Origin of the sequence: Marinimicrobium koreense (assembly GCF_003762925.1) — a bacterium.
GTDB lineage: Bacteria > Pseudomonadota > Gammaproteobacteria > Pseudomonadales > Cellvibrionaceae > Marinimicrobium > Marinimicrobium koreense.
In genome coordinates, this window is the sequence record NZ_RJUK01000001.1 from 709,698 (window position 1) to 731,928 (window position 22,231).

20 protein-coding genes and 1 pseudogene are annotated in these 22,231 nt (G+C 59.0%); 14 read left to right on the forward strand and 7 right to left on the reverse strand.

All coding sequences use genetic code 11. The annotated features are described in order from the left end of the window. Window positions 1-13 precede the first annotated feature (13 nt). From EDC38_RS03010 to pepN, 3 genes are all read left to right on the forward strand, one after another. A complete protein-coding gene (locus EDC38_RS03010; protein WP_123637262.1) occupies window positions 14-862 on the forward strand; it encodes a rhomboid family intramembrane serine protease in 849 nt (282 codons plus the stop codon). A gap of 40 nt (window positions 863-902) precedes the next feature. Continuing rightward, window positions 903-1,163, forward strand: a complete 261-nt coding sequence (locus EDC38_RS03015) for a YeaC family protein (RefSeq protein ID WP_123637263.1) — start codon at window positions 903-905, stop codon at window positions 1,161-1,163. Window positions 1,164-1,555: 392 nt separating this feature from the next. Further along, the gene (pepN, locus tag EDC38_RS03020) at window positions 1,556-4,237 is read left to right on the forward strand and encodes an aminopeptidase N (protein ID WP_123637264.1); all 2,682 of its coding nucleotides are present in this window, start codon (window positions 1,556-1,558) and stop codon (window positions 4,235-4,237) included. Window positions 4,238-4,393: 156 nt separating this feature from the next. On the opposite strand, the gene lpxH is transcribed toward pepN, so the two are convergent. Both lpxH and EDC38_RS03030 read right to left on the reverse strand, forming a co-directional pair. Next, window positions 4,394-5,116, reverse strand: a complete 723-nt coding sequence (gene lpxH, locus EDC38_RS03025; RefSeq protein ID WP_123637265.1) for a UDP-2,3-diacylglucosamine diphosphatase — start codon at window positions 5,114-5,116, stop codon at window positions 4,394-4,396. A 9-nt stretch (window positions 5,117-5,125) separates the two neighbouring features. Next, window positions 5,126-5,635, reverse strand: coding sequence for a peptidylprolyl isomerase (locus tag EDC38_RS03030; protein ID WP_123637266.1), 510 nt, complete (start codon window positions 5,633-5,635; stop codon window positions 5,126-5,128). A 147-nt stretch (window positions 5,636-5,782) separates the two neighbouring features. On the opposite strand from EDC38_RS03030, the gene tmk reads away from it, so the two are divergent. Continuing rightward, a complete protein-coding gene (tmk, locus tag EDC38_RS03035) occupies window positions 5,783-6,400 on the forward strand; it encodes a dTMP kinase (protein ID WP_123637267.1) in 618 nt (205 codons plus the stop codon). A gap of 128 nt (window positions 6,401-6,528) precedes the next feature. Here the strand turns inward: tmk and traF are convergent, their stop codons facing one another. Both traF and EDC38_RS03045 read right to left on the reverse strand, forming a co-directional pair. Then, window positions 6,529-7,758, reverse strand: a complete 1,230-nt coding sequence (gene traF / locus EDC38_RS03040) for a conjugal transfer protein TraF (RefSeq protein WP_123637268.1) — start codon at window positions 7,756-7,758, stop codon at window positions 6,529-6,531. 156 nt (window positions 7,759-7,914) lie between these two features. Continuing rightward, window positions 7,915-8,550 (reverse strand): RluA family pseudouridine synthase, encoded by a 636-nt coding sequence (locus EDC38_RS03045; protein WP_123637269.1) that lies wholly within the window; start codon window positions 8,548-8,550, stop codon window positions 7,915-7,917. Window positions 8,551-8,941: 391 nt separating this feature from the next. On the opposite strand from EDC38_RS03045, the gene EDC38_RS03050 reads away from it, so the two are divergent. The 8 genes from EDC38_RS03050 to EDC38_RS03085 all read left to right on the forward strand — a co-directional run bounded on the left by EDC38_RS03050 (window position 8,942) and on the right by EDC38_RS03085 (window position 16,447). Then, window positions 8,942-9,955 (forward strand): DNA polymerase III subunit delta', encoded by a 1,014-nt coding sequence (locus EDC38_RS03050; protein WP_123637270.1) that lies wholly within the window; start codon window positions 8,942-8,944, stop codon window positions 9,953-9,955. A 268-nt stretch (window positions 9,956-10,223) separates the two neighbouring features. Beyond that, on the forward strand, window positions 10,224-10,574 hold the full coding sequence (locus tag EDC38_RS03055; RefSeq protein WP_024460045.1) for a PilZ domain-containing protein: 351 nt from the start codon (window positions 10,224-10,226) through the stop codon (window positions 10,572-10,574). A 380-nt stretch (window positions 10,575-10,954) separates the two neighbouring features. Continuing rightward, window positions 10,955-11,734: a TatD family hydrolase gene (locus tag EDC38_RS03060; protein WP_123637271.1), complete on the forward strand. Its 780-nt coding sequence runs from the start codon at window positions 10,955-10,957 to the stop codon at window positions 11,732-11,734. Window positions 11,735-11,909: 175 nt separating this feature from the next. Beyond that, complete coding sequence (locus tag EDC38_RS03065; protein WP_211331028.1) at window positions 11,910-12,527, forward strand: dUTP diphosphatase; 618 nt, start codon at window positions 11,910-11,912, stop codon at window positions 12,525-12,527. A gap of 216 nt (window positions 12,528-12,743) precedes the next feature. Continuing rightward, window positions 12,744-14,072 (forward strand): UDP-glucose dehydrogenase family protein, encoded by a 1,329-nt coding sequence (locus EDC38_RS03070; protein ID WP_123637272.1) that lies wholly within the window; start codon window positions 12,744-12,746, stop codon window positions 14,070-14,072. A gap of 213 nt (window positions 14,073-14,285) precedes the next feature. Beyond that, window positions 14,286-14,786: a transcription/translation regulatory transformer protein RfaH gene (rfaH, locus tag EDC38_RS03075; protein ID WP_123637273.1), complete on the forward strand. Its 501-nt coding sequence runs from the start codon at window positions 14,286-14,288 to the stop codon at window positions 14,784-14,786. A 103-nt stretch (window positions 14,787-14,889) separates the two neighbouring features. Next, a complete protein-coding gene (locus EDC38_RS03080; protein WP_123637274.1) occupies window positions 14,890-15,339 on the forward strand; it encodes an NfeD family protein in 450 nt (149 codons plus the stop codon). Window positions 15,340-15,520: 181 nt separating this feature from the next. Continuing rightward, window positions 15,521-16,447, forward strand: a complete 927-nt coding sequence (locus EDC38_RS03085) for an SPFH domain-containing protein (protein ID WP_123637275.1) — start codon at window positions 15,521-15,523, stop codon at window positions 16,445-16,447. Between the two features lie 95 nt (window positions 16,448-16,542). On the opposite strand, the gene cysN is transcribed toward EDC38_RS03085, so the two are convergent. From cysN to EDC38_RS16710, 3 genes and pseudogenes are all read right to left on the reverse strand, one after another. Next, window positions 16,543-18,447 (reverse strand): sulfate adenylyltransferase subunit CysN, encoded by a 1,905-nt coding sequence (gene cysN / locus EDC38_RS03090; RefSeq protein WP_123637276.1) that lies wholly within the window; start codon window positions 18,445-18,447, stop codon window positions 16,543-16,545. 237 nt (window positions 18,448-18,684) lie between these two features. Further along, window positions 18,685-20,121 (reverse strand): sulfate adenylyltransferase subunit CysD, encoded by a 1,437-nt coding sequence (gene cysD / locus EDC38_RS16635; RefSeq protein WP_281273532.1) that lies wholly within the window; start codon window positions 20,119-20,121, stop codon window positions 18,685-18,687. 225 nt (window positions 20,122-20,346) lie between these two features. Beyond that, window positions 20,347-20,538: pseudogene (locus EDC38_RS16710) on the reverse strand (helix-turn-helix domain-containing protein); the annotation flags it as partial. A gap of 722 nt (window positions 20,539-21,260) precedes the next feature. Here EDC38_RS16710 and EDC38_RS03100 point away from each other — a divergent pair. Beyond that, window positions 21,261-21,533, forward strand: a complete 273-nt coding sequence (locus tag EDC38_RS03100; RefSeq protein ID WP_123637278.1) for a DUF4258 domain-containing protein — start codon at window positions 21,261-21,263, stop codon at window positions 21,531-21,533. Further along, the gene (locus EDC38_RS03105) at window positions 21,517-21,708 is read left to right on the forward strand and encodes a DUF2283 domain-containing protein (protein WP_123637279.1); all 192 of its coding nucleotides are present in this window, start codon (window positions 21,517-21,519) and stop codon (window positions 21,706-21,708) included. The genes EDC38_RS03100 and EDC38_RS03105 overlap by 17 nt, the downstream gene beginning before the upstream one ends. Window positions 21,709-22,231 lie beyond the last annotated feature (523 nt).

Sequence of the window (22,231 nt, forward strand, 5' to 3'; positions counted from 1 at the left end):
AACGAGACCACCCGTGACCTGGATCCCCGTCAAACAACTCCCCCTGACCCGCGACCTGACCGAACTCAGCCGCTTTCTCCACCAGAGAGGCCTGATCCACCGCATCACCGACGAAGGCAGCCACCAACAAATCTGGGTCCAGGATCCCGCCCTGGTAGACCCACTGGCGGACCTCACCGAACGATGGTTGCAGGGCGAGCTGGAGCTCCCCACCGACGATTCACCACGTCGCGAGGCACCCACCGGCCCCGGCCCCCGACAGTTCCCGGTTACCGTCGCGCTGCTGATACTCAGCGCCGCCGGTGCCCTGATTGGTATGAATATCCTCGGCGGCGCCCTGATTCCCTGGTTGACGTTCCAGCCTCTGAGCCTGACCGGCGCCGGCCCGGAATTTGGCAACTGGGGCGAGGCCATGGCTCGGGGCGAACTCTGGCGCCTGCTGACCCCCGCATTTCTGCACTTCAGCGCCTTCCACATCCTGTTCAACGGCCTCTGGATCTGGGAGCTGGGCCGTCGCCTGGAGGCGGTATTGGGGGTCGGTCATTACCTGCTGTTTTTCGTAGGCACCGCCGTTGCCGCCAACCTGGCCCAGTTTGCCGGTGGTCCGTCGGTCTTTGGTGGCATGTCGGGCGTCGTCTACGCCCTGATCGGATTCATCTGGATGCGCCAGAAGTTCAGCCCGCACCCGATACTGGCGGTCCCGCCGGGCATCATCGGCTTTATGCTGGTCTGGCTGGTGATCTGCTTCACTGGCATCGTCGACCGCTTCATCGGTGGCTCCATCGCCAACGGCGCCCACCTCGGCGGCCTCCTTGCCGGCATGGCCTGGGGTATCCTGACCAGCAAAACCGAGGCGGGTTGATTTGTTATACTCATCCAATACCTGAACACAGAGCGATCCCATGAACTACCAAGACCTGCTCAATTCACTGACCCCGGAAGTTTATGAAAACCTCAAGCGCGCGGTGGAACTGGGCAAATGGCCCGACGGCCGGGTGGTAACGCCGGAACAACGCCAGCATTGCATGGAGGCGGTCATCGCCTACGAACACAAACATCTACCCCCGGAGCAACACACCGGCTACATCCCACCCAAGCCCCACACCCACTGCGGCGGCGAGGGCGAAGTGGCCGAAGCCGAGCAGCCTCTCAAGTGGAAGTGACGCTTTGAGGTAAAACGGATCGTCCGGGCCGCTTCCGGGTGTAGGGTTCCCAGACACGCCGTAAACCCATCCCTGGGGGCTCGGATCGCCGATCCCCGGCTCTACGGTCTGGGAACCCTACACCCGGAATCGACCCTACGTGCGTTGTAGCTGTGTGAAGGGTTTTCTCCACGAAGGTGAAGTAAAAGGGTGGGGCGCTACAAACGGTAGTTGTGGCACGGAGGCCGGAGGTGGGGTATACCGTTCAAAGACTCTCTGAGGCATGGATGCCGATGAGAAGCCTACAGGGATGTATTCACGGCGGGTCTTTGAACGGTATACCCCACCTTCGGCCGGCCCCCATGCCGCAAATCAAGTTCAAGTAATACCAAACAAATCCGCTGGAGTTTCATATGTCCGCACGCGACGCACAACCGAAAGCCATTCAACTGAAAGACTACCGGCCGCCGGAATACCTGATCGACCGCACCGAACTGCACTTCGACCTCGGTGCCGACAAAACCCGCGTCACCAGCACACTGACACTGCGCCGCAACCCCGACGTGACCCCAACCGGCAAAGGCCTGACCCTGCACGGTCAGGAAATCGAACTCGTGTCCGTGTCCATTGACGGTCGAACGCTTAGCGACAATGACTACCGCCTCGACGACGAAACCCTGACATTGCCTGAGGCTCCCGAGCAATTTGAACTGACCACCGTCGGCGACATCGACCCCAAAAACAACACCTCCCTCGAAGGGCTCTACCGCTCCAGAACCATGTACTGCACCCAATGCGAAGCCGAAGGCTTCCGCAAGATTACCTGGTACCTGGATCGCCCCGACGTAATGAGCGAATTTTTTACCACCGTGGTGGCCGACGAAAAACAGTTCCCGGTGTTGCTCTCCAACGGCAATCTGATCGAGCAGGGCAGTGCCGATAATGGCCGCCACTTTGCCACCTGGCACGATCCACACAAAAAACCGGCTTACCTGTTTGCGTTGGTGGCGGGCAACCTCGAGCACATCGAAGACACCTTTACCACGATGTCCGGTCGCGACGTGACGCTGAAGATTTTTGTCGAAGCAAAAGACCTCGACAAATGCGGCCACGCCATGACGTCCCTGAAAAACGCCATGCGGTGGGACGAAGAGCAGTACGGGCGGGAATACGACCTGGATATTTTCATGATCGTTGCGGTAGACGATTTCAACATGGGCGCCATGGAGAACAAAGGCCTCAACATCTTCAACACCGCTTGCGTGTTGGCCAAGCCGGAAACCACCACCGACGCCGGTTTTCAACGCGTTGAAGGCGTCGTGGCCCACGAGTATTTTCACAACTGGTCCGGCAACCGCGTCACTTGCCGGGACTGGTTTCAGCTGAGTCTGAAAGAAGGCTTTACCGTCTATCGGGATGCGACTTTCTCTGCGGACATGGGCTCTCCCACATTCAAGCGGGTGGAAGATGTATCCATGCTGCGCACCCTGCAATTCGCCGAGGACGCCGGGCCCATGGCGCACCCGGTGCGGCCGGATTCCTACATCGAAATTTCCAACTTCTACACCCTGACCATTTACGAGAAGGGCAACGAAGTGGTGCGCATGCTGGCCAACCTGTTGGGGCCGGAGCTGTTCCGCAAAGGCACCGATCTGTACTTCGAGCGCCATGACGGCCAGGCGGTTACGACCGAGGATTTTGTGGCGGCCTTGGAAGCCGTATCCGGTCGCGACCTGACCCAATTCAAGCGCTGGTACGATCAGGCGGGCACGCCGAAGCTGACCGTGACGGATCGCTGGGACGAAGACGCGGGTGAATACCACCTGACCATTGCCCAGACGTGCCCGCCCACCCCGGGCCAACCCGAAAAGCAACCTTTTCACATTCCGGTGGCCATGGGGTTGTTGGGCAGCGCCGGTTCACTGCCGCTCAAAATCAAGGGGCAGGCTCCAAACCCGGAGACCGACGACAACACCCACACCGTATTGGAACTGACGGAAGCCGAGCACACCTTTGTGTTCGAGCAACTGCCCGAGAAACCGGTGCCGTCCCTGCTGCGCGGTTTTTCCGCACCGGTGAAGTTGTATTATGGCTATTCCCGCGATGACCTGATGCGCCTGATGAGTGGCGACAGCGACGGTTTCTGCCGCTGGGATGCCAGTCAGCAATTGGCCATTGAGGTGATCGAGGACGTGATGGTCGCCTATCAGAAGGGCGAAGATCTGAGTGGCATCACCATCGATGGGCGATTGATCGAGGCCAACCGCCTGTTGTTGCAGGATGACTCACTGGACAAAGCCATGGTGGCCTTGATGCTCAGCCTGCCGTCGGAGGCTTACTTGGGTGAACAACAGGACGAGATTCAGGTGGAGGCCATTCACCACAGCCGGGCCGCGGTCAAACGCGCGCTGGCCGAGGCGCTCAAGCCCGAGTTGACCCAGATTTACCGCGCCTACGATCACGGTAAACCATACCGACCCACCGCGGATGACATTGCCGAGCGCAGTCTGAAAAATGCCGCGCTCAGCTATCTGATGACCCTGAACGAACCGGAGATGATCGAGGCCTGCGAGCAACAGTACCGCCAGGCGAACAACATGACCGACGCGATCGCGGCGGTTGGTGAGCTGGTCAACAGTCAGGCATCCGGTGCCGAAACGGTTCGGGAACAGGTGTTGGCGGACTTTTACCAGACCTGGAAAGATGAGCCGTTGGTGGTGGATCAGTGGCTGCGGGTGCAGGCGACCAGCAGTCGGTCCAATACGCTGGATGTGGTCCACGAACTGGAGCAGCATCCGGCGTTCGAGCCTAACAACCCGAACAAGATCCGGGCACTGGTGGGGGCATTTACCAACGCCAATCCGATCAACTTCCACCGTGCCGACGGGGCAGGGTATCGCTTTCTGGGGGATCAGATTCTGCGCCTGAACAGCGTCAATCCGCAGATCGCCGCACGGCTGGTGACGCCCTTTACCCGTTGGAAGCGGTACCCGAAGGCGCAGCAGGAATTGATGCACGCCGAGCTGGAGCGCATTAAGGCCGAACCGAAGTTGTCCAAGGATGTGTACGAGGTGGTGAGCAAGAGTTTGGTGTGATGGTGGTGCGGTGAGCTCGGTAAGTGGGGCAACGGCGGATGCGCCTTCGGCTTATCCGCCCTACGCGAACTGCCGAGCTATCCGTAGGGCGGAGCCGAGCGCAGCGGTATGACCCGCATCCGCCGTTACCCAAATATCCGCCGTCACCTGACGCTATTACAGCTCCCAAGACTCCAACTGCAACACCCCCGGCTGCGCCACCAGACACCACCCCCGCTCGTGCCAATCCCCCAACACAATCCGCTCCCCCGGCTGGCCATTCAGGTCCAGCGGATGGCGGGCCGGCCGATGGGTGTGGCCATGAATCAAAAGGTCTGTCCGCTCTTTGCGCATGGCTTTTTCCACCTCTCGAGGGGTCACATCCATGATGTCCTGCGCTTTGTTGCTGTTCATGCTCTGGCTCTGCGAGCGCATATGGGCCGCCAGCTCTCGGCGCTTGTCCAGAGGTAAGGAGAGCACTTCCGCCTGCCATTGTGGCGAGCGCACCCGGCGGCGGAACGCCATATACTCCGCATCCCGGGTACACAGGCTGTCGCCGTGCATCAGCAAGGCGGGGCGCCCGTACAGATTGATGACACTCGGGTCTGGCAACAACTCCGCACCGCAGGCGCGGGCGAATTCGTTGCCAATCAGAAAGTCCCGGTTACCGTGCATCAGGTAGATGCGCGTTCCGGACTCGGCCAGCGCGCTCAGTGCCTGAGCAACCGCCGTCGACAGCTCGCTTCTGTCGTCGTCGCCAATCCAGGCATCAAAAAAATCACCGAGAATATAAAGCGCCTCCACGCCCTGGGCCCGGTCCCGCAGGAAGCGGAAAAAGCCTTCGGTAACGGTGGGTTGGCGCTCATTCAAATGCAGATCGGAAATAAACAACCGCGTCATGGGGAGAACTTACTCGCTGACGGTCGCTTTCTCGATCAAAACCGGTTCAACCGGAACGTCCTGATGCCCGGCCTTGCTGCCAGTCGGTACCGCCTTGATCTTGTTCACCACATCCATGCCTTCCACAACCTTACCAAACACGCAGTAGCCCCAGCCCTGCATGGACTTGTCGCGGTGATTCAGGAAAGTGTTGTCCTGTACGTTAATGAAGAACTGGGAGGAGGCACTGTGCGGGTCGTTGGTGCGCGCCATGGCGACACTGCCCACAGCATTGCCCAGGCCGTTGTCGGCTTCGTTCTCAATCGGCGCGCGCGTGGCCTTTTGCTGCATGTCGGGCGTCATGCCGCCGCCCTGAATCATGAAGTTGCTGATCACGCGGTGAAAGATGGTGCCATCGAAAAATCCGTCCTGCGCGTACTGGGCAAAGTTGGCCGCGGTTTTGGGCGCTTTTTCGTGGTTCAGTTCAATGGTGATATCGCCGTGCGAAGTGTGCAGAGTGACCTTGGACGCGGTGCTCATAATGGAACCCTTATGTTAGGACTAAAAGCCGGCATCTTACCACAAGGTCGCGCGCATCGAGGGAGCAATGCGAAGATGATCCCCGTTCAACCATGGTAAACTCCATCCCTGAAATGCCATCCAATAACCACAGGAACCCATCGCCCCGTGACCCCAGGCCGCTTTATTACCGTGGAAGGCACCGAAGGTGTCGGCAAGAGCACTAACCTCAACTTCATCCAACAGTGGCTGGAGGGGCAGGGCCATCGTGTGCTGGTCACCCGTGAACCGGGTGGCACGCCCCTGGCGGAAGAGTTACGCAGCCTGCTGCTGGCCCCCCGTGACGAGACCGTCGACCCGATGGCGGAATTGCTGATGGTGTTCGCGGCCCGGGCCCAACATCTGGAACAGGTAATCAAGCCGGCGCTGGCGGCCGGCACCTGGGTACTGTGCGATCGCTTCACGGACTCGACCTACGCCTATCAGGGCGGCGGTCGGGGCTTTGATCAGAGTGTCATCGCCCAGCTGGAAACCCTGGTGCAGGGCGAGCTGCGCCCGGACCTGACGGTCATTCTGGATATTGACGTAGAGAAAGGCCTGGCGCGCGCCAGCCAGCGCAGTGTGCCGGATCGGTTTGAGGGAGAAGCGGTGGCGTTTTTCGAGCGGGTGAGGGCGGTGTACCACGAATTGGCCGCCCGAGCACCGAACCGCTACGCGGTGGTCGATGCCGGACAACCCCTGGAGCAGGTCCAGCAGGCTATCAAACAGGTCTTGACCAACCTGTAAAATGTGCATGACAACGTAGGGTGGCATAAGGCCGAAGGCCGTCATCCACCGATGCCGAAGCTGGACTGATACCGGTGGATGACGCGCTTCGCGCTTATGCCACCCTACGAGGGGTGGCGTTCTGCGTTTTAGAACCGCAGGCCCAACTGCATGGAAGCACCGGCAGTATTGCCATCACCGGTAAAGCCGGCAATATCCACATTCACCACGTTGAAGGGCGAGAAGCCAATACCCACCGATACGGTATCTTCCACGTTATCTTCCAGATCACGCTGGAAGCCCACCCGCAACTGTGCCCAATCAAAGGCATTCAGCTCGGCGCCAGCGCGGACGAACTGAGTCTCCTGTCCGGTGGCGAAGTTGGGGCTGGTATTCAGGTCAGCAGCCACCTCGGCAGTAAACCAGCTACCCTCGTAACCGACAGCGGTAGTGGCACGCGGCTTAATTTCCAGCGTGTCGCCGGGCACAATGGTCTCGTACTCATTGCTGATCAGGTTTGATACCGTCAGAGCATAGCGCATGTCGCCGCACAGGTAAGTCGCGCCGAGGTCGATGTTCACATCGTCGGTTTCCACGGTGTACTCATCACCGTCGAAATCGTCTTCCTCAAAATCGTCCACGGTAGCGGAGTACACAAAGGTCATCACGTGCATCCACTTGGGCGTGGCACCCAGCAGCAGGCGGGAATCCTCACCGGTCTGCAGGCTTTTGGCCATCGCCAGGCCAACTTCGGAAACGGCCGCACCCCGTCCTACACCATAAGACTGCAGTCCTGCTGGATCGAAGTTGGTTTCGCCAACCGCGTCGCGGATATATTGGTAGTCTTCTTCGTTGACTACTGTCTGAACAGCGGCCTCAATGCGGGTCTTGCCGACCACGGAGAGTGACAGAAGATCATTGGGCAGGGCCAGAACAAAGCTGCCACCGGCACCAATATTGGCGGTCTTGTCCGCGATATTCTCCAGGCGACGAATGGCTTCTTCGGCTTCTTCTTCGATCAGCTGACGCGCTTCCTGCTCCGATGCCAGCGGGTCATTGGGGTCAAAACCACCAATTTCGTCGAAATAGTCGTAGGCGGTTTTCTCTTCCAGCTCATCCAGGTAATCTGCCAGATCCTCCAGGCCATCGATCAGGTCGTCTTCGTCTTCACCCAACACACCGCCGTTGAAAACCAGACCAAAATCGTCCTGCTCATCAAACTTGGCACCCAGGCTGGGGTTGTACACCACGCCGTCGGCGTAACCACCGGTGGCGTAACCCGCGCCGGACATGCCGGTCAGGCGACCGTTATAGTAATCACCGGCAACAGCGGCACCAGAAGCGGCCATCAAGGCCATGCTGAGAAGCGTTTTTTTCATTTTAAAAACCTGTGAAGGGAGAACTGGGTGAAACGTAAAAAAATGTTAGTGATTAAATTGTGGCCCATTATATAAGCAGGTGCAATAACCCATTTGGGTGTTATTAGAAAATGGTCTTGATTTTGCCTTGGGGAGAAGCTTTGGCAATAACACCGGCTAAAAAACGGGCGGTGACTCACAGTGCACGGGTGAACCGGTCTGCGGATGGGTAAATTCAATCGTGGTGGCGTGCAGCAGCAGGCGGTCCGACGCGGCCAGATACGCCGGCGTGGCGTAAAGATTATCCCCCAGAATGGGATGCCCCAGTGCCTGCATATGCACCCGAAGCTGATGCGACCGTCCCGTTACCGGCTCCAGCGCCACCCACGTGGCATCCGCGCTACGCTGCAGAACCCGATAGCGAGTCAACGCCGCCTTGCCGTCATTATAGTCAACTTTCTGGCGGGGTCGATTCGGCCAGTCGCAGATCAACGGCAAATCCACCTCGCCGGCCTCATCCGCCATGACCCCGCCAACCACCGCCGTATAACACTTATGCACCGAGCGCTGCTCAAACTGCCGCGCCAAATGCTTCTGCGCCTCATACCCCAACGGAATCACCACCAACCCCGACGTCGCCTGATCCAGCCGATGCACAATCCGGGCATTGGGGTAGGGGACCAACAACCGGTTGATCAGACAATCCTGCTTCTCCGGCCCACGCCCCGGCACCGTCAACAACCCAGCGGGTTTATTGACCACCAACAGCGTGTCATCGGCATAGACAATCTCAGGAAGCACAACCGTCCCCATCAAAAAACCGGCATTGTACCCTGTTGGCGGAATGGCGGTAGATCCATGTGTTTGGCGAGGCCTCATTGGCCGGCGGGTGCGCGCTTCGCGCTTACCACGCCCTACGCGCTGGGTAACGGCAATCCATTGAGGTACGTGCGGACAGATGGTACTCGTCAGGGGTGCTAGTTCCCGGAGCGTGATGAGCTGCTGCGGAGGATGGATAGCCCCTTGCGAGACCGTAAGCGGCGGGAATCCGCGCGTCGAGCCCCCAGGGATGGGTTTACGGCGTGTCTCGCAAGGGGCTATCCATCCGGAGCCCCAGACACAAAGTCCCCAAAAACCAACCGCTGGGCAACCACCAACCCGAACGCGTACAATACCGCCAAACTTCAACTGAAACCGACGCCCCATGTCCGAACACTTCCCGGCACTGCCATATCCCTGGCAAAAAGAACCCTGGCAACGCCTCAACCGCCAAATCAGCGAAGGCCAACTGCCACACGCCCTCATGTTCGCCGGCCCCCCAGGCATCGGCAAAGTACACCTGGCCACCGCACTGGCCCAGCGGCTCCTGTGCCAGACACCCCAGCAAGACACCGCCTGCGGCAAATGCCACAGCTGCGGCCTGCTCAAAGCCCAGACCCACCCCGACCTCACCGTGCTGCAGCCGGAAGAGCCGGGCAAAGCCATCAAAATCGACGCTATCCGCGAACTCACCCAGACCCTGGGCACCACCGCCCAACAGGGCGGCTACAAAGTCGTCATCCTAGAGCCGGCCGAAGCCATGAACGCCAACTCCGCCAACGCCCTGCTCAAAACCCTGGAAGAGCCCGCTGATGACACCGTGCTGATCCTCATCAGCCATACCCCCAGCGCCGTGCTGCCCACCATTCGCAGCCGCTGCCAACTGCGCAGCTTCGCCATCCCGCCCCAGGCCCAGGTCCTGAATTGGCTCAACCCCCTGGTCTCCGGCAGCGGCTTCGAACCCGAAGCCCTGCTCGAACTCGGCCGAGGTGCCCCCCTGCACGCCCTGGCCCTGCTCGAAGGCGACGCCCTCGAACAACGCCGACAGCGCGAAAAAGACTTCATCAGACTCTGCGACCAGCAGCTCACCGCAATCCAACTTGCCGACCAATGGCAAAAAGGCGACGTCGGCGAAGCCATCGAATGGCTTCTCATCTGGCTCTACGACCTGGCCCGATGGCAAGCCGGCGCCGACGTCTCCACCTTCAAACCGCTGCCGGATCACCTCCAACACCAATTCCAGCGCATCCCCCCGGCGCTTCTACACCGGTACCTGGAAAAACTCCTCACCGTCAAAAGCCAATGGCTCAGCGGCGCCAACCCCAACAAACAGCTACTATTGGAAGAGTTGTTGTTGGATTGGGGTGTCGTGATGCGGCAGGCGATGAAGGCGGCGTAGAGTTTGGGTTACGGCGGATGCGCTTCGCTTATCCGCCCTACGCCACCTAAGCAGATAACGTAACGTGTGGCGCTGAGGGCCTCGGAGGGGGAAGCCTTTTCAAGACCGTGGAGCGGGGGACCCGCGATCCGAGCCTACAGGGACGTATGTACGGCGTGTCTTGAAAAGGCTTCCCCCTCCGAGGCCCGGACCCGACGAAAACACCTTGTCTGGACACCCGGACCCGAATCCATTACTGTTTCACCAAAATCCAACACCGGAGCAGAGTATGCACGCACTTGGCGGTGCCCGAAACGGGATACTTTCTCTCACCATCAAAGACAAAGCCGTGCTCTACGCGGCCTACATGCCCTTCGTCAAAAACGGCGGCCTGTTCATCCCCACCGGCAAAAGCTACAAACTGGGCGATGAAGTCTTCATGCTCCTCAACCTAATGGACGAACCCGAAAAAATCCCCGTCGCCGGCAAAGTCGTCTGGGTCACCCCAAAAGGCGCCCAAGGCAATCGCGCCGCCGGCATAGGCGTCCAATTCAGCGACCAAGACAACACCGCCGTCAACAAAATCGAAACCTACCTCGCCGGCTCCCTCGAGTCCGAGAGGCCGACGCATACCATGTAGCGCGTCGTCCGGGTTGGGTTACGGCGGATGCGCGCTTCGCGCTTATCCGCCCTACGCAGATATGTGATTTCCAACCGAACTCGCCGCAATCGTTGGTGATGACGTGGCACTGAGGACCTGGAGGGGGTCAAGCCTTTCAAGACCGTGGAGCGGGGGACCCGCGATTCGAGCCTGCGTGGACGCCCCACATGGATGTGGGAAGTGTCCCGAAGCGCCGGGAGCGCGAAGGGGACCGTATTTACGGCGTGTCTTGAAAGGCTTTACCCCCTCCAGGTCCGGGCGTGATGACTTCTGACTAAACCCCGGCACGACATACGCACCCTTGGTATGCGACAATTCCCGCCCGAACGCCCATTCACCCGAATTTACGACCGACTGCAATGCTGACCGACTCCCACTGCCACCTCGACCGCATCGACCTCAAACCCTACAACGGCGACCTCAACGCCGCCCTCGACGCCGCCAGAGAGCGGGGCATCCGGCAATTCCTGTGCATCGGCGTCAGCCTCGAAAACCGCGAAACCGTCGTCGACATCGCCCGCCAATACCCCGACGTCTACGCCTCCGTCGGCGTCCACCCCTGCGACGTCGAATCCGGCACCGCCACCGTCGAACAGCTGGTAGAGTGGGGCGGGGCACCCGAAGTCATCGGCCTGGGCGAAACCGGGCTCGACTACCACTACGCCGAGCAGACCAAAGAACTCCAACAGGAAAGCTTCGCCCTGCACCTCAAAGCCGGTGCCCAAGCAGGACTGCCCATCATCGTCCACACCCGCGAAGCCCGGGAAGACACCCTGGCCCTCATCCGCGAACACGGCAGCACCGAACACGCCGGCGTCCTCCACTGCTTCACCGAAACCTGGGACATGGCCAGCCAGGCCCTCGACCTCGGCTACTACATCTCCCTGTCCGGCATCGTCACCTTCAACAGCGCCAAAGCCCTGCGCGAAGTGGCCAAACAGATCCCCCTCGACCGCCTGTTGGTCGAAACCGACTCCCCATACCTGGCGCCGGTCCCGCACCGGGGAAAATCCAACGAGCCCCAATACGTACGCGAAGTGGCAGAGTTTGTCGCCGATCTCCGGGGAATGCCCGTAGAAAAGCTCGCGGAGCAGACCACCGAGAATTTCCATCGGTTGTTTCCGAAGGCCCGGGGTTAGGCAGCGGCGGATGCGCCTTCGGCTCCGAGGCGTCGGACCGATCCGCCCTACGCAAACCACGGCAGGTCGTGTAGGGCGGATAAGCGCGAAGCGCGCATCCGCCGCTACCGGGCTCCGTCAACGCTCCAAACAATCAATGTATAATGCCGCCACAAAAACCAACCGGAGACACCTGATGCCCCGCACCCAACAACTGATGATCATGCTCGACCTGCAAGACAGCATGAACACCAAAGTCCACCCGGAATGGCGCTCCCAGCAATTCGAGTTCTACCGCGCCATCTGGATCGAATGCGCGGAGCTGCTCGAACACTACGGCTGGAAATGGTGGAAAAAACAGACCCCAGATACCGACCAGGTCGCCCTCGAACTCATCGACATCTGGCACTTCGGCCTCAGCATCCTCCTGCAGAACAGCGACGACCTCGATGCGCTGGCCTCCGATATCGACCAACAGCTCGACGTCACTACCGACGAGCCCGACTTCCGCCTCGACCTGGAAGCCTTCGCCGGCGCCACCCTGGCCGACCGCCAGTTCCACATCGGCAAATTCGGCCGCCTGATGGCGGGTGTCGATATGAGCTTTGAAGACCTCTATCGGGGCTATGTCGGTAAGAACGTCCTCAACTTCTTTCGCCAGGACCACGGGTACAAGGATGGCAGCTACCGCAAGCACTGGCAGGATGGCCGGGAAGATAATGAGCACCTGGTGGAAGTCGTGCGGGAACTGGATGCGGGGAGTCCCAGCTTCAAAGATGACCTCTATCAGGCACTGTCTGCGCGGTATCAGTAGTGGGAGCGGCGGATGCGGCCTTTGGCCTTATCCGCCCTACGGCCTAGCGCAGCGGTATAAACCTGCGTAGGGCGGATAAGGCCAAAGGCCGCATCCGCCGCTACCAAACCCCGCCGCATCCGCCGCTACCAAACCCACACATAGAAATACCCACCCAACCCCGTTATCATACGCCCCAACGAAATCCACTCTCTTTATGAAAGGGACCTTACCCGCATGAAAGTTACCGTATTTGGCACCGGCTACGTCGGTCTGGTGCAAGGCGCCATCCTCTCCGAAGTCGGCCATGACGTGGTCTGTGTTGATGTAGACGCCAAAAAGGTCGAGCGCCTTAAAAACGGTGAAATCCCGATTTACGAACCCGGCCTGGAGCCGCTGGTGACCGAAAACTACGCCGCTGGCCGCCTGCATTTCACCACTGACGCGGCCGAGGCCGTTAAACACGGTGACCTGCAATTCATCGCTGTAGGTACTCCGCCGGACGAAGACGGCTCCGCCGACCTCAAATACGTGCTGGCCGTGGCCGAGACCATTGCCACCCACATGGAAAAGCGCCAGGTCATTATCGACAAGTCCACCGTGCCCGTGGGCACTGCCGACAAGGTAAAAGCCAAAGTCGCGGAAACCCTGGAAAAGCGCGGCCGCACCGACCTCGAGTTCGCCGTGGTGTCCAACCCCGAATTCCTGAAAGAAGGCTCCGCCGTGGCCGACTGCATGAAGCCGGACCGCATTATCATCGGCACCGATGACGACTACGCCGAGGAAGTCATGCGCGAGCTGTACGCGCCGTTCAACCGTAACCATGACAAAGTCATGATCATGGACGTGCGCAGCGCCGAGCTGACCAAGTACGCCGCCAACTGCATGCTGGCCACCAAAATCAGCTTTATCAACGAAATTGCCAACCTGGCCGAATTGCTGGGTGCGGATATCGAAGCCGTGCGCCAGGGCATCGGCAGCGACCCGCGCATTGGCTACCAGTTTATCTACCCCGGCGTGGGCTACGGTGGCTCCTGCTTCCCGAAAGACGTCCAGGCCCTGATTCGCACCGCGGACGACATCAACTTTGACGCCAAAGTACTCAAGTCGGTAGAAGCGCGTAACAACGAACAGAAAACCACCCTGTTCCAGAAAATCAACAAACACTACGGCGGCGACCTGAAGGGCAAAACCTTCGCCGTCTGGGGCCTGTCGTTCAAGCCCAACACCGACGACATGCGCGAAGCCCCGGCCCGGGTGCTGATGGAAGCCCTCTGGGCCGCCGGCGCGACGGTGCAGGCTTATGATCCGGAAGCGATGGAAGAAACCCAGCGTATCTACGGCACCCGTGACGACCTGAGCCTGTGCGGCACCAAGGAAAGCACCCTCAAGGGCGCCGACGCCCTGGTGATCGTCACCGAATGGCAGGCCTTCCGCGCCCCGGATTTCGACCTCATCAAACAACAACTGGCTCAGCCGTTGGTGTTCGACGGCCGGAACCTGTTTGATCCCAAGCGGATGGTCAAAAAAGGGTTTACGTACTACTCCGTGGGCCGGCCATCGTAAAGGCTGGCAACGGCGGATGCGGGCTTTGCCCTTATCCGCCCTACGGATGGCTCGGCAGCTTGTGTAGGGCGGATAAGCGAAGCGCATCCGCCGTAACCAAACGTCATGCATCCGCCGTAACCCAACCCGACGCATCCGCCGAAACCAAATTCTGCGGATTCGCCAAACGATTGCCAACAACCCGGCTCGCAGAACGTGCCCGATGAAGATGTTATGACCCAACCCCAATGGTACCTGGTGCAATGCAAACCGCGGCACGCGTTTCGGGCCGAGGAGCACCTCGCCAACCAGGGCTTTGAGTGCTTTCTTCCGTCGCACCGGGTCAAACGCAAACACCGCGACAAATACCGGCTCGTTACCGAGCCGTTATTCCCGCACTACCTGTTCATTCGTCTGGACGACGAGAGCAACTGGGGCGTCATCCGCTCCACGCGCGGCGTCGCCCAGGTGGTGACCTTCAATGGCGTGCCCAAACCGGTACCCGACGATATCATCGAAGGCCTCCGGCAACACTGCGCGCTGCTAAATGGCGCCGAACCAGAACCTCTATTCAGGGCAGGAGACCGGGTGGTGATCACCAAGGGCGCCTTCCGCGAACTGGAAGCGGTGGTGCACGCCACCAAAGGAGAGGAGCGGGTGGTCCTGCTACTCAACCTCCTCAACCAGCCCCAACAAATAGAAGTCCCCACCCACGCCCTCAGTAGGTCGGATTAGCGCACAGCGCGTAATCCGACCCACGCGAGAGCAATGGGTGCCGTGCACGGCGGTGGATGGTACTATGGCTGCCTGAACCAATAACAACCGCACGGACGTTACTATGCTGATCACCACCTACGCATTCTGGCTATTGCTGGGCATCGCCCTACTGCTCTCCGAACTCTTCATTCCCGGACTGATCGCCGCCTTCTTCGGCATAGGCGCGCTACTGGTAGGCGTGCTCACACTACTGGGCATCATCGACACCCTGGCCGCCCAACTGGCCGTCTTCGCCGTGTTCAGCCTCGTGGCCCTGTTCGCCCTGCGAAAGCACTTCCACCGCTGGCTACGCGGCACCGAAGCCGACCCCTCCGCCAAAGATATGGACGACGCCGGCGTCATCGGCTCCCGAGTCAAAGTCCTGACCGACTTCACCGACGGCACCGGCACCGTGCAGCTCAACGGCGCCAAATGGGACGCCGAATCTCCCGACTCCCTGAAAATGGGCGACTCCGCGTGGGTCAGCGAACACAAAGGCATTATTTTGGTTGTTAGTGCCACCAAACCGTAACGGCGGATGCGTCGAGTCGGGTTACGGCGGATGCGCTTCGCTTATCCGCCCTACACATACCACGGCAACTCGCGTAGGGCGGATAAGCGCCGACGGCGCGCATCCGCCGTAACCGTGCGTGACGCGACTCTGCAATCTGATGGAACTGCATAATTCATTACCTTAACCCGGAGAACCACCAATGGAACTTGATATCCCCACAATCATCATGCTGGCCATCGTCGCGCTGGTCATCATCACCCTCGTCAAAACCGTCCGCATCGTCCCGCAGCGATCCGCCTTCATCGTCGAGCGCCTCGGCAAATACGCCAAAACCCTCGAAGCCGGCTTCCACATCCTGATCCCCTTCATCGACAAAGTGTCCTACCAACACACACTGAAAGAAGAAGCCATCGACGTCCCCAGCCAGGCCTGCGTAACCAAAGACAACATTCAGGTCGTCGTCAACGGCGTCATCTACCTGCAGGTCATCGACCCGAAACTTGCCAGCTACGGCATCAGCGACTACCGCTACGCCGGCATCCAGCTGGCGCAAACTACCCTGCGTTCTGTGGTGGGTAAAATCGATCTGGATAAAACTTTTGAAGAGCGAGAGTCGATCAACGTCCAGGTAGTGCAGGCGCTGGACGAAGCGGCCAAACCCTGGGGCGTGAAAGTCATGCGCTACGAAATTGCCGACATCGAACTGCCCGCCACCATTCTAGATGCGCTGGAAAAGCAAATGCGGGCCGAGCGTGAACGCCGCGCCACCGTCGCCGAATCCGAAGGCGAGCGTCAGGCAAAAATCAACGTATCCGAAGGGCAGAAGCAGGAAACCATCAACCTGTCCGAAGCCGAAAAGCTGCGCCAGATCAACGAAGCCGAAGGTAAAGCGCGGGAAATCGAAATGATCGCCACCGCCACCGCCGAAGGTATTCGCCGCGTCGCGGAAGCCATCAACCTGGAAGGCGGCAAGGATGCGGTGAACTTACGTGTAGCGGAACAGTACGTACGTGAGTTCGGCAAGTTGGCGAAAGAAAACAACACCATGATACTCCCCGCCGAATTCGCCGACATCGGCGGCGCCGTCGCCGCCATAACCCGTACATTGGATAGTGCCAAGAAGTAGGGCGGATAAGCGAAGCGCATCCGCCGTAAATACACGTCACGCGTGGTAACGGCGGATGCGGGCTGCGCCCTTATCCGCCCTACGCAACCTTCTCCCTACGTCAAATACCCCCGATCCGCCATAAACTGAATCACCCGCTCGGCGGCCTCATCGGCGGAAATATCCGTGGTATTCAACACACACTCCGGATTCACCGGCGGCTCATAAGGCGAATCGATCCCGGTAAAGTTCTTCAATTCACCCTTGCGCGCCTTGCGATACAAGCCTTTCACATCCCGCTGCTCAGCCACTTCCAGAGGCGTATCCACATACACCTCCACAAACTCATTGGCTTCCAACAGGTTGCGAGCCATATCCCGCTCCGAGCGGAAGGGCGAAATAAACGCGGTAATCACAATCAGCCCCGCGTCCACCATCAGCTTGGCCACTTCCGCAATCCGGCGGATGTTCTCCACCCGGTCCGCGTCGGTAAAGCCCAGGTCCTTGTTCAGACCGTGACGCACGTTATCGCCGTCCAGAAGGTAGGTGTGATGCCCCCGCGCATACAGCTTCTTCTCCACCAGGTTGGCAATGGTGGATTTGCCCGCGCCGGACAAACCGGTCAACCACAGGACGCAGGGCTTCTGGTTCTTCAACTGCTGACGCGCCTGCTTGTTCACATCCACGTGCTGAACGGTAATGTTCTGGCTGCGGCGCAGGGAGAAGTGGATCATGCCTGCGCCCATGGTGTTGTAAGTCAGGCGGTCAATAAGAATAAAACCACCGGTATCGTGGTTGTCTTTATAGGCATCAAAGGCGATGTCCTGGTCCAGATTGATGGTGCACACCCCGATGCCGTTCAGCGCCAGGTTTTTGGCCGCAGTGTGCTCCAGGGTGTTCACATTTACCTGATACTTGATGTCGGTGATAGTGGCCGACACGGTTTTGGCGCCGATCTTCATCAGGTAGGTGCGGCCCGGCAGCATCGGGTCGTCATTCATCCAGACGATGGTCACCTCGAACTGATTGGCGACGGAAGCCGGTGTGTCTGAGGCACAGAGCAGGTCACCCCGGGAGATATCGATCTCGTCAGTCAGGGTCAGGGTCACGGACTGCCCAGCGACGGCTTTGTCCAGATCACCGTCGAGCGTGTAAATGCGCTCCACGTAACTTTCTCGACCGGAGGGCAGGGTGCGTATTTTATCGCCCGGGTGAATGACCCCGCTGGCGAGCTGCCCGGAGAAGCCCCGAAAATCCAGATTGGGTCGGTTCACCCACTGCACCGCCATGCGGAAGGGCGATTCCTGCATCAGTTCATCATCCACCTCGACCGTTTCGAGGTAACCCATCAAAGTTGTACCCCGATACCAGGGCATGCGCTCGCTGCGCTCAATGATATTGTCGCCCCGGAGCGCGGACATCGGAATAAAGGTGATGTTCTCCAGGCCGATCTGCTTGGCGAACTCACGATATTCCTCAACGATGCGATTAAACGTTTTTTCCGAATAATCCATCAGGTCCATCTTGTTGATCGCCACCACCACGTGGCGAATGCCGATCAGTGCGGCGAGATAACTGTGGCGCTTGGTCTGGGTCAGGATGCCCTTGCGGGCATCGACCATCAGAATCGCCGCATCGGCGGTGGAGGCGCCGGTCACCATATTGCGGGTGTACTGCTCATGCCCCGGAGTATCGGCAACAATGAACTTACGACGGTCGGTGGAGAAAAACCGGTAGGCCACGTCGATGGTAATGCCTTGCTCGCGTTCGGCGGCCAGTCCATCCACCAGCAGGGCAAAGTCCATCTCCTCACCTTGGGTACCCCAACGGGCCGAATCCGCTTCCACGGCGGCGAGCTGGTCTTCAAACAGCATTTTGGATTCAAACAGCAAGCGCCCAATGAGGGTGCTCTTGCCATCGTCTACGCTACCGCAGGTAATAAAGCGCAACAGGCTCTTGTGCTCGTGCTGCTCCAGATATTCATTAATGTCTTCTGCAATCAATTCCGATTGGTGGCTCATAATCTTATCCTGTGAATCTCTTTTGGCATCGGCGGATGCGGGCTGCGCCCTTATCCGCCCTACGCAAATTTGGGTGCTGAGGTCCGGGAAGGGAAACCCCTTTCAAGACCGTAAGCGGCGGGAGTCCGCGAGGCGAGCCCCCAGGGATGGGTTTACGGCGTGTCTTGAAAGGGGTTTCCCTTCCCGGACCGGACGTGATGACACACCACTCTCGCCAAAACCCAACCCAAATATTGCTCAAAAATACCCTTCCTGCTTCTTCTTCTCCATCGACGCGGAAGAATCATGGTCAATCATCCGCCCCTGGCGCTCCGAAGTGCGGGTCAACAACATCTCCTGAATAATATCCGGCAGAGTATCCGCCTCGGACTCAACCGCGCCGGTCAACGGATAACAACCCAAGGTCCGGAAACGCACCTTCTTCATCATCGGCACCTCGCCGGGATTCAACGGCATCCGGTCATCGTCCACCATGATCAGCGTACCGTCGCGCTCCACCACCGGGCGCTCGGCGGAGTAATACAAAGGCACAATCGGAATCTGCTCCAGGTGGATGTACTGCCAGATATCCAACTCCGTCCAGTTCGACAGCGGGAACACACGAATGGACTCTTTCGGGTGTTTTCTGGCGTTGTACAGCTTCCAGATTTCCGGGCGCTGGTTCTTCGGGTCCCACCGGTGGTTGGCGGTACGGAAGGAAAAAATCCGCTCCTTCGCACGGGACTTCTCCTCATCCCGACGCGCGCCCCCAAAAGCCGCATCGAACCCGTACTTGGTCAACGCCTGCTTGAGCGCCTCGGTTTTCATGATGTCGGTATGAATGGCCGAGCCATGCGTAAAGGGGTTGATGCCCTGGGCGCGGCCTTCTTCATTGACGTGGACAATCAGCTTCATGCCGGTTTCCTTCGCCATGCGCGCGCGGAACTTATACATCTCCTGAAACTTCCAGGTGGTATCCACGTGCAGCAGAGGGAAGGGCGGAACGGACGGCGCGAAGGCCTTCATCGCCAGGTGCAGCATCACGGCACTGTCTTTACCGATGGAGTACAGCATCACCGGATTCTCCGTTTCCGCGACCACTTCGCGCATAATCTGAATGCTCTCGGCTTCCAGCCGCTGGAGGTGTGTGAGTGCCATAGGATTCCTCTTCTGTGGATTGCGCAATGCCGAGGGGTCGGCATCGGGTTGTGATTGTTTGGCCTTTGGGTGTGACGGGTTGGGACTATTCAATGGTGGATGACGGCCGTCGGCCTTATGCCACCCTACGGTTGGGGAGGGCGTCTGGGGATCGGTTGGCCAGTGGGGTATCGTCAAAAGCTGAATCGGTTTGTCGCCGGCCAACCAAGGTCGCAGCAGCTCATGCCGGCTTAAATCCACCGACTGAAACACCAGAACCGCCTCGTCGCCCAGGGTTTGTTCCAGGCGTTCAAGAAACGCGGCGATATCGTCCGCACGAGGCGGGGTAGGGAAGGCCGACCACAATAACTGGCCTCGACCGTCCCGGGCAAAGAGCTGATAGCCGCGCAGCGGCTCACCCTCAAACTCACCATTGATAGAGCGAACACCCCCGGTAAGCACCTTCCGTCGCCCAGGCTCCTCCGCACGTTCGGCAAACACCTGATCCAGCACCTCACGGGAAGGCCCATCAGCGACGTTCAACCCCCACCGCTCCATATACCGCCCGGCACTCCGCCCAGTAACCTCAATCCCCCGAGTCTCCAGAAACCCGCTCACAGCCCGAAGACTCCAAAGCTCACCCTCAAAGCTCGGCGCGGCTGGTGTAGGGCGGATAAGCACAGAGTGCGCATCCGCCGTTGTCACACCCTCTGCATCTGCCGCTCGCAATTGGGTTGCACTCGTCGTCGCGTATTCACGGGTATTAGACGCTTCGCGCCCCCGACGCCCCCGAGCCTTAGTCTCCACCGCCGCCCAACCCCCGGCCACAAACCGCTTGTAAGCGTCCGTAATAGTCGGTCGAGTTAACCCCGTTAACTCACTGATTTCCTTATAGGTTTTCTGCTCAATCCGCAGCCGCACCGCCTGCTTACGCAGCCGGTTCAAGTCATCCGCAGAGAGCTTTTTACCACCCATAACCCATCCATCAGTGATCAGAAAACACCCAGATTACCCAACAAACAACTCAATGTAAAACATTTAATGTCGCAGTTTCACGCCCGGCTTCCCGTAGTCCAGTAGGTCGGCTTAGGCCAAGGGCCGTAAGCCGACGCCAACCCCCGAGTTACATTGTCGGTTTACGGCGTTTGGCCTAAACCGACCTACGGGGCTCCCGTGCGTAGGCATGGTTTCGGCGGATGCGCTTCGCTTATCCGCCCTACGGGTAGCACGGCAGGCGGCGTAGGGCGGATCGGTCCGACGCATCGGAGCGAAGCGCATCCGCCGTTACCATTCGGCCAAACACTCACAGCCGTTGATTGACCCTGAAAACGTGACCCAAATCACACCCTCCCAGCTTTGTAGTCAATCTCCTACAAAACCCACCCACAATCTCCTATTTCCCGCGCCATCTGCCCCATGGACAATACACATCACAGGGAAGCGAAAGGAAACACACCCCGCCAGGAACGGCAAAGGAACCTCAGGCAGGACGCCAATAGGACGAGCACTGACAAGACGTCACAGGAAGCAGCTCAAGAGGTAGGGGAATCAGGACGTGCAGCCCGCCTGCACAGCTCAGGACGAGCAAACGCACGGTCCGTCGCGTCAGGCATCAGACCGTCACTATCAAGGGCCAGCGCCTCGCGCTGGCCCTTGTCTTATATGGATTAGAGAGACAGTCGGGAGTAAAAAACGGAATGTTTTGCCACCGCTTTAATGCCCAAGTCCAAATAAGTCGGCACGCCTACACTAGAATGGCTCAGCGGCATATAACTGAAGAGCTTTTGATCGAACTCCTTGAGTCTGGAGAGGTTCGTTATAAGGATGAAAAGCGGTTTTGGACAGCCCTTGAGGTACCTGGCAGGCAGGATAATCTGCTTTGCGCGGCAGTTGTTCTGGAAGAGCAGCTTGTGGTAAAAACCGTCATGCATCACTTTGAATGGGAGGAAGGCAATGCGAACAACTTATGATGAAGTAGACGACATTTTGGTGTTGCACCTCTCAGATAAAGAAATTTCAAGAGAAACCTCTCAGGATTGGAATACTCACATCAGTTACGCTGAAGATGGAACTATTGTGGAAGTGGTTGTTTTGGAGGCCTCGAAACAGGGTGCTTGGCCATTGCTGAAAGATCATGCAGCATAGTGCGTTTGGTTGAGGTTACGGCGGATGCGCCTTCGGCTCCGAGGCGTCGGACCGATCCGCCCAACGCCAACTGCCGTGGTCTGCGTGGGGCGGATAAGCGAAGCGCATCCGCCGTCACCAAGCCTGGCCGCATCCGCCGTCACCACCTGACAAAACACCCGCTCGCATTAATTCAACCCCCACAAGCGTGACCGAATTCACACAACCCCACCTTTGTAGTCAATCTCCTACAAAACCCACCCACAATCTCGTATTTCCCACACCCCGGTATCCGTGGAGAATACACATCACAGGGAAGCGAAAGGAGAAACACCCCGCCAGGAACGGCAAAGGAACCTCAGGCAGGATGCCAACAGGACGAGCACTGACAAGACGTCACAGGAAGCAGCTCAAGAGGTAGGGGAACCAGGAAGTGCAGCCCGCCTGCACAGCTCAGGACGAGCAAACGCACGGTCCGTCGCGTCAGGCATCAGACCGTCACTATCAAGGGCCAGCGCCCCGCGCTGGCCCTTGTCTTATATGG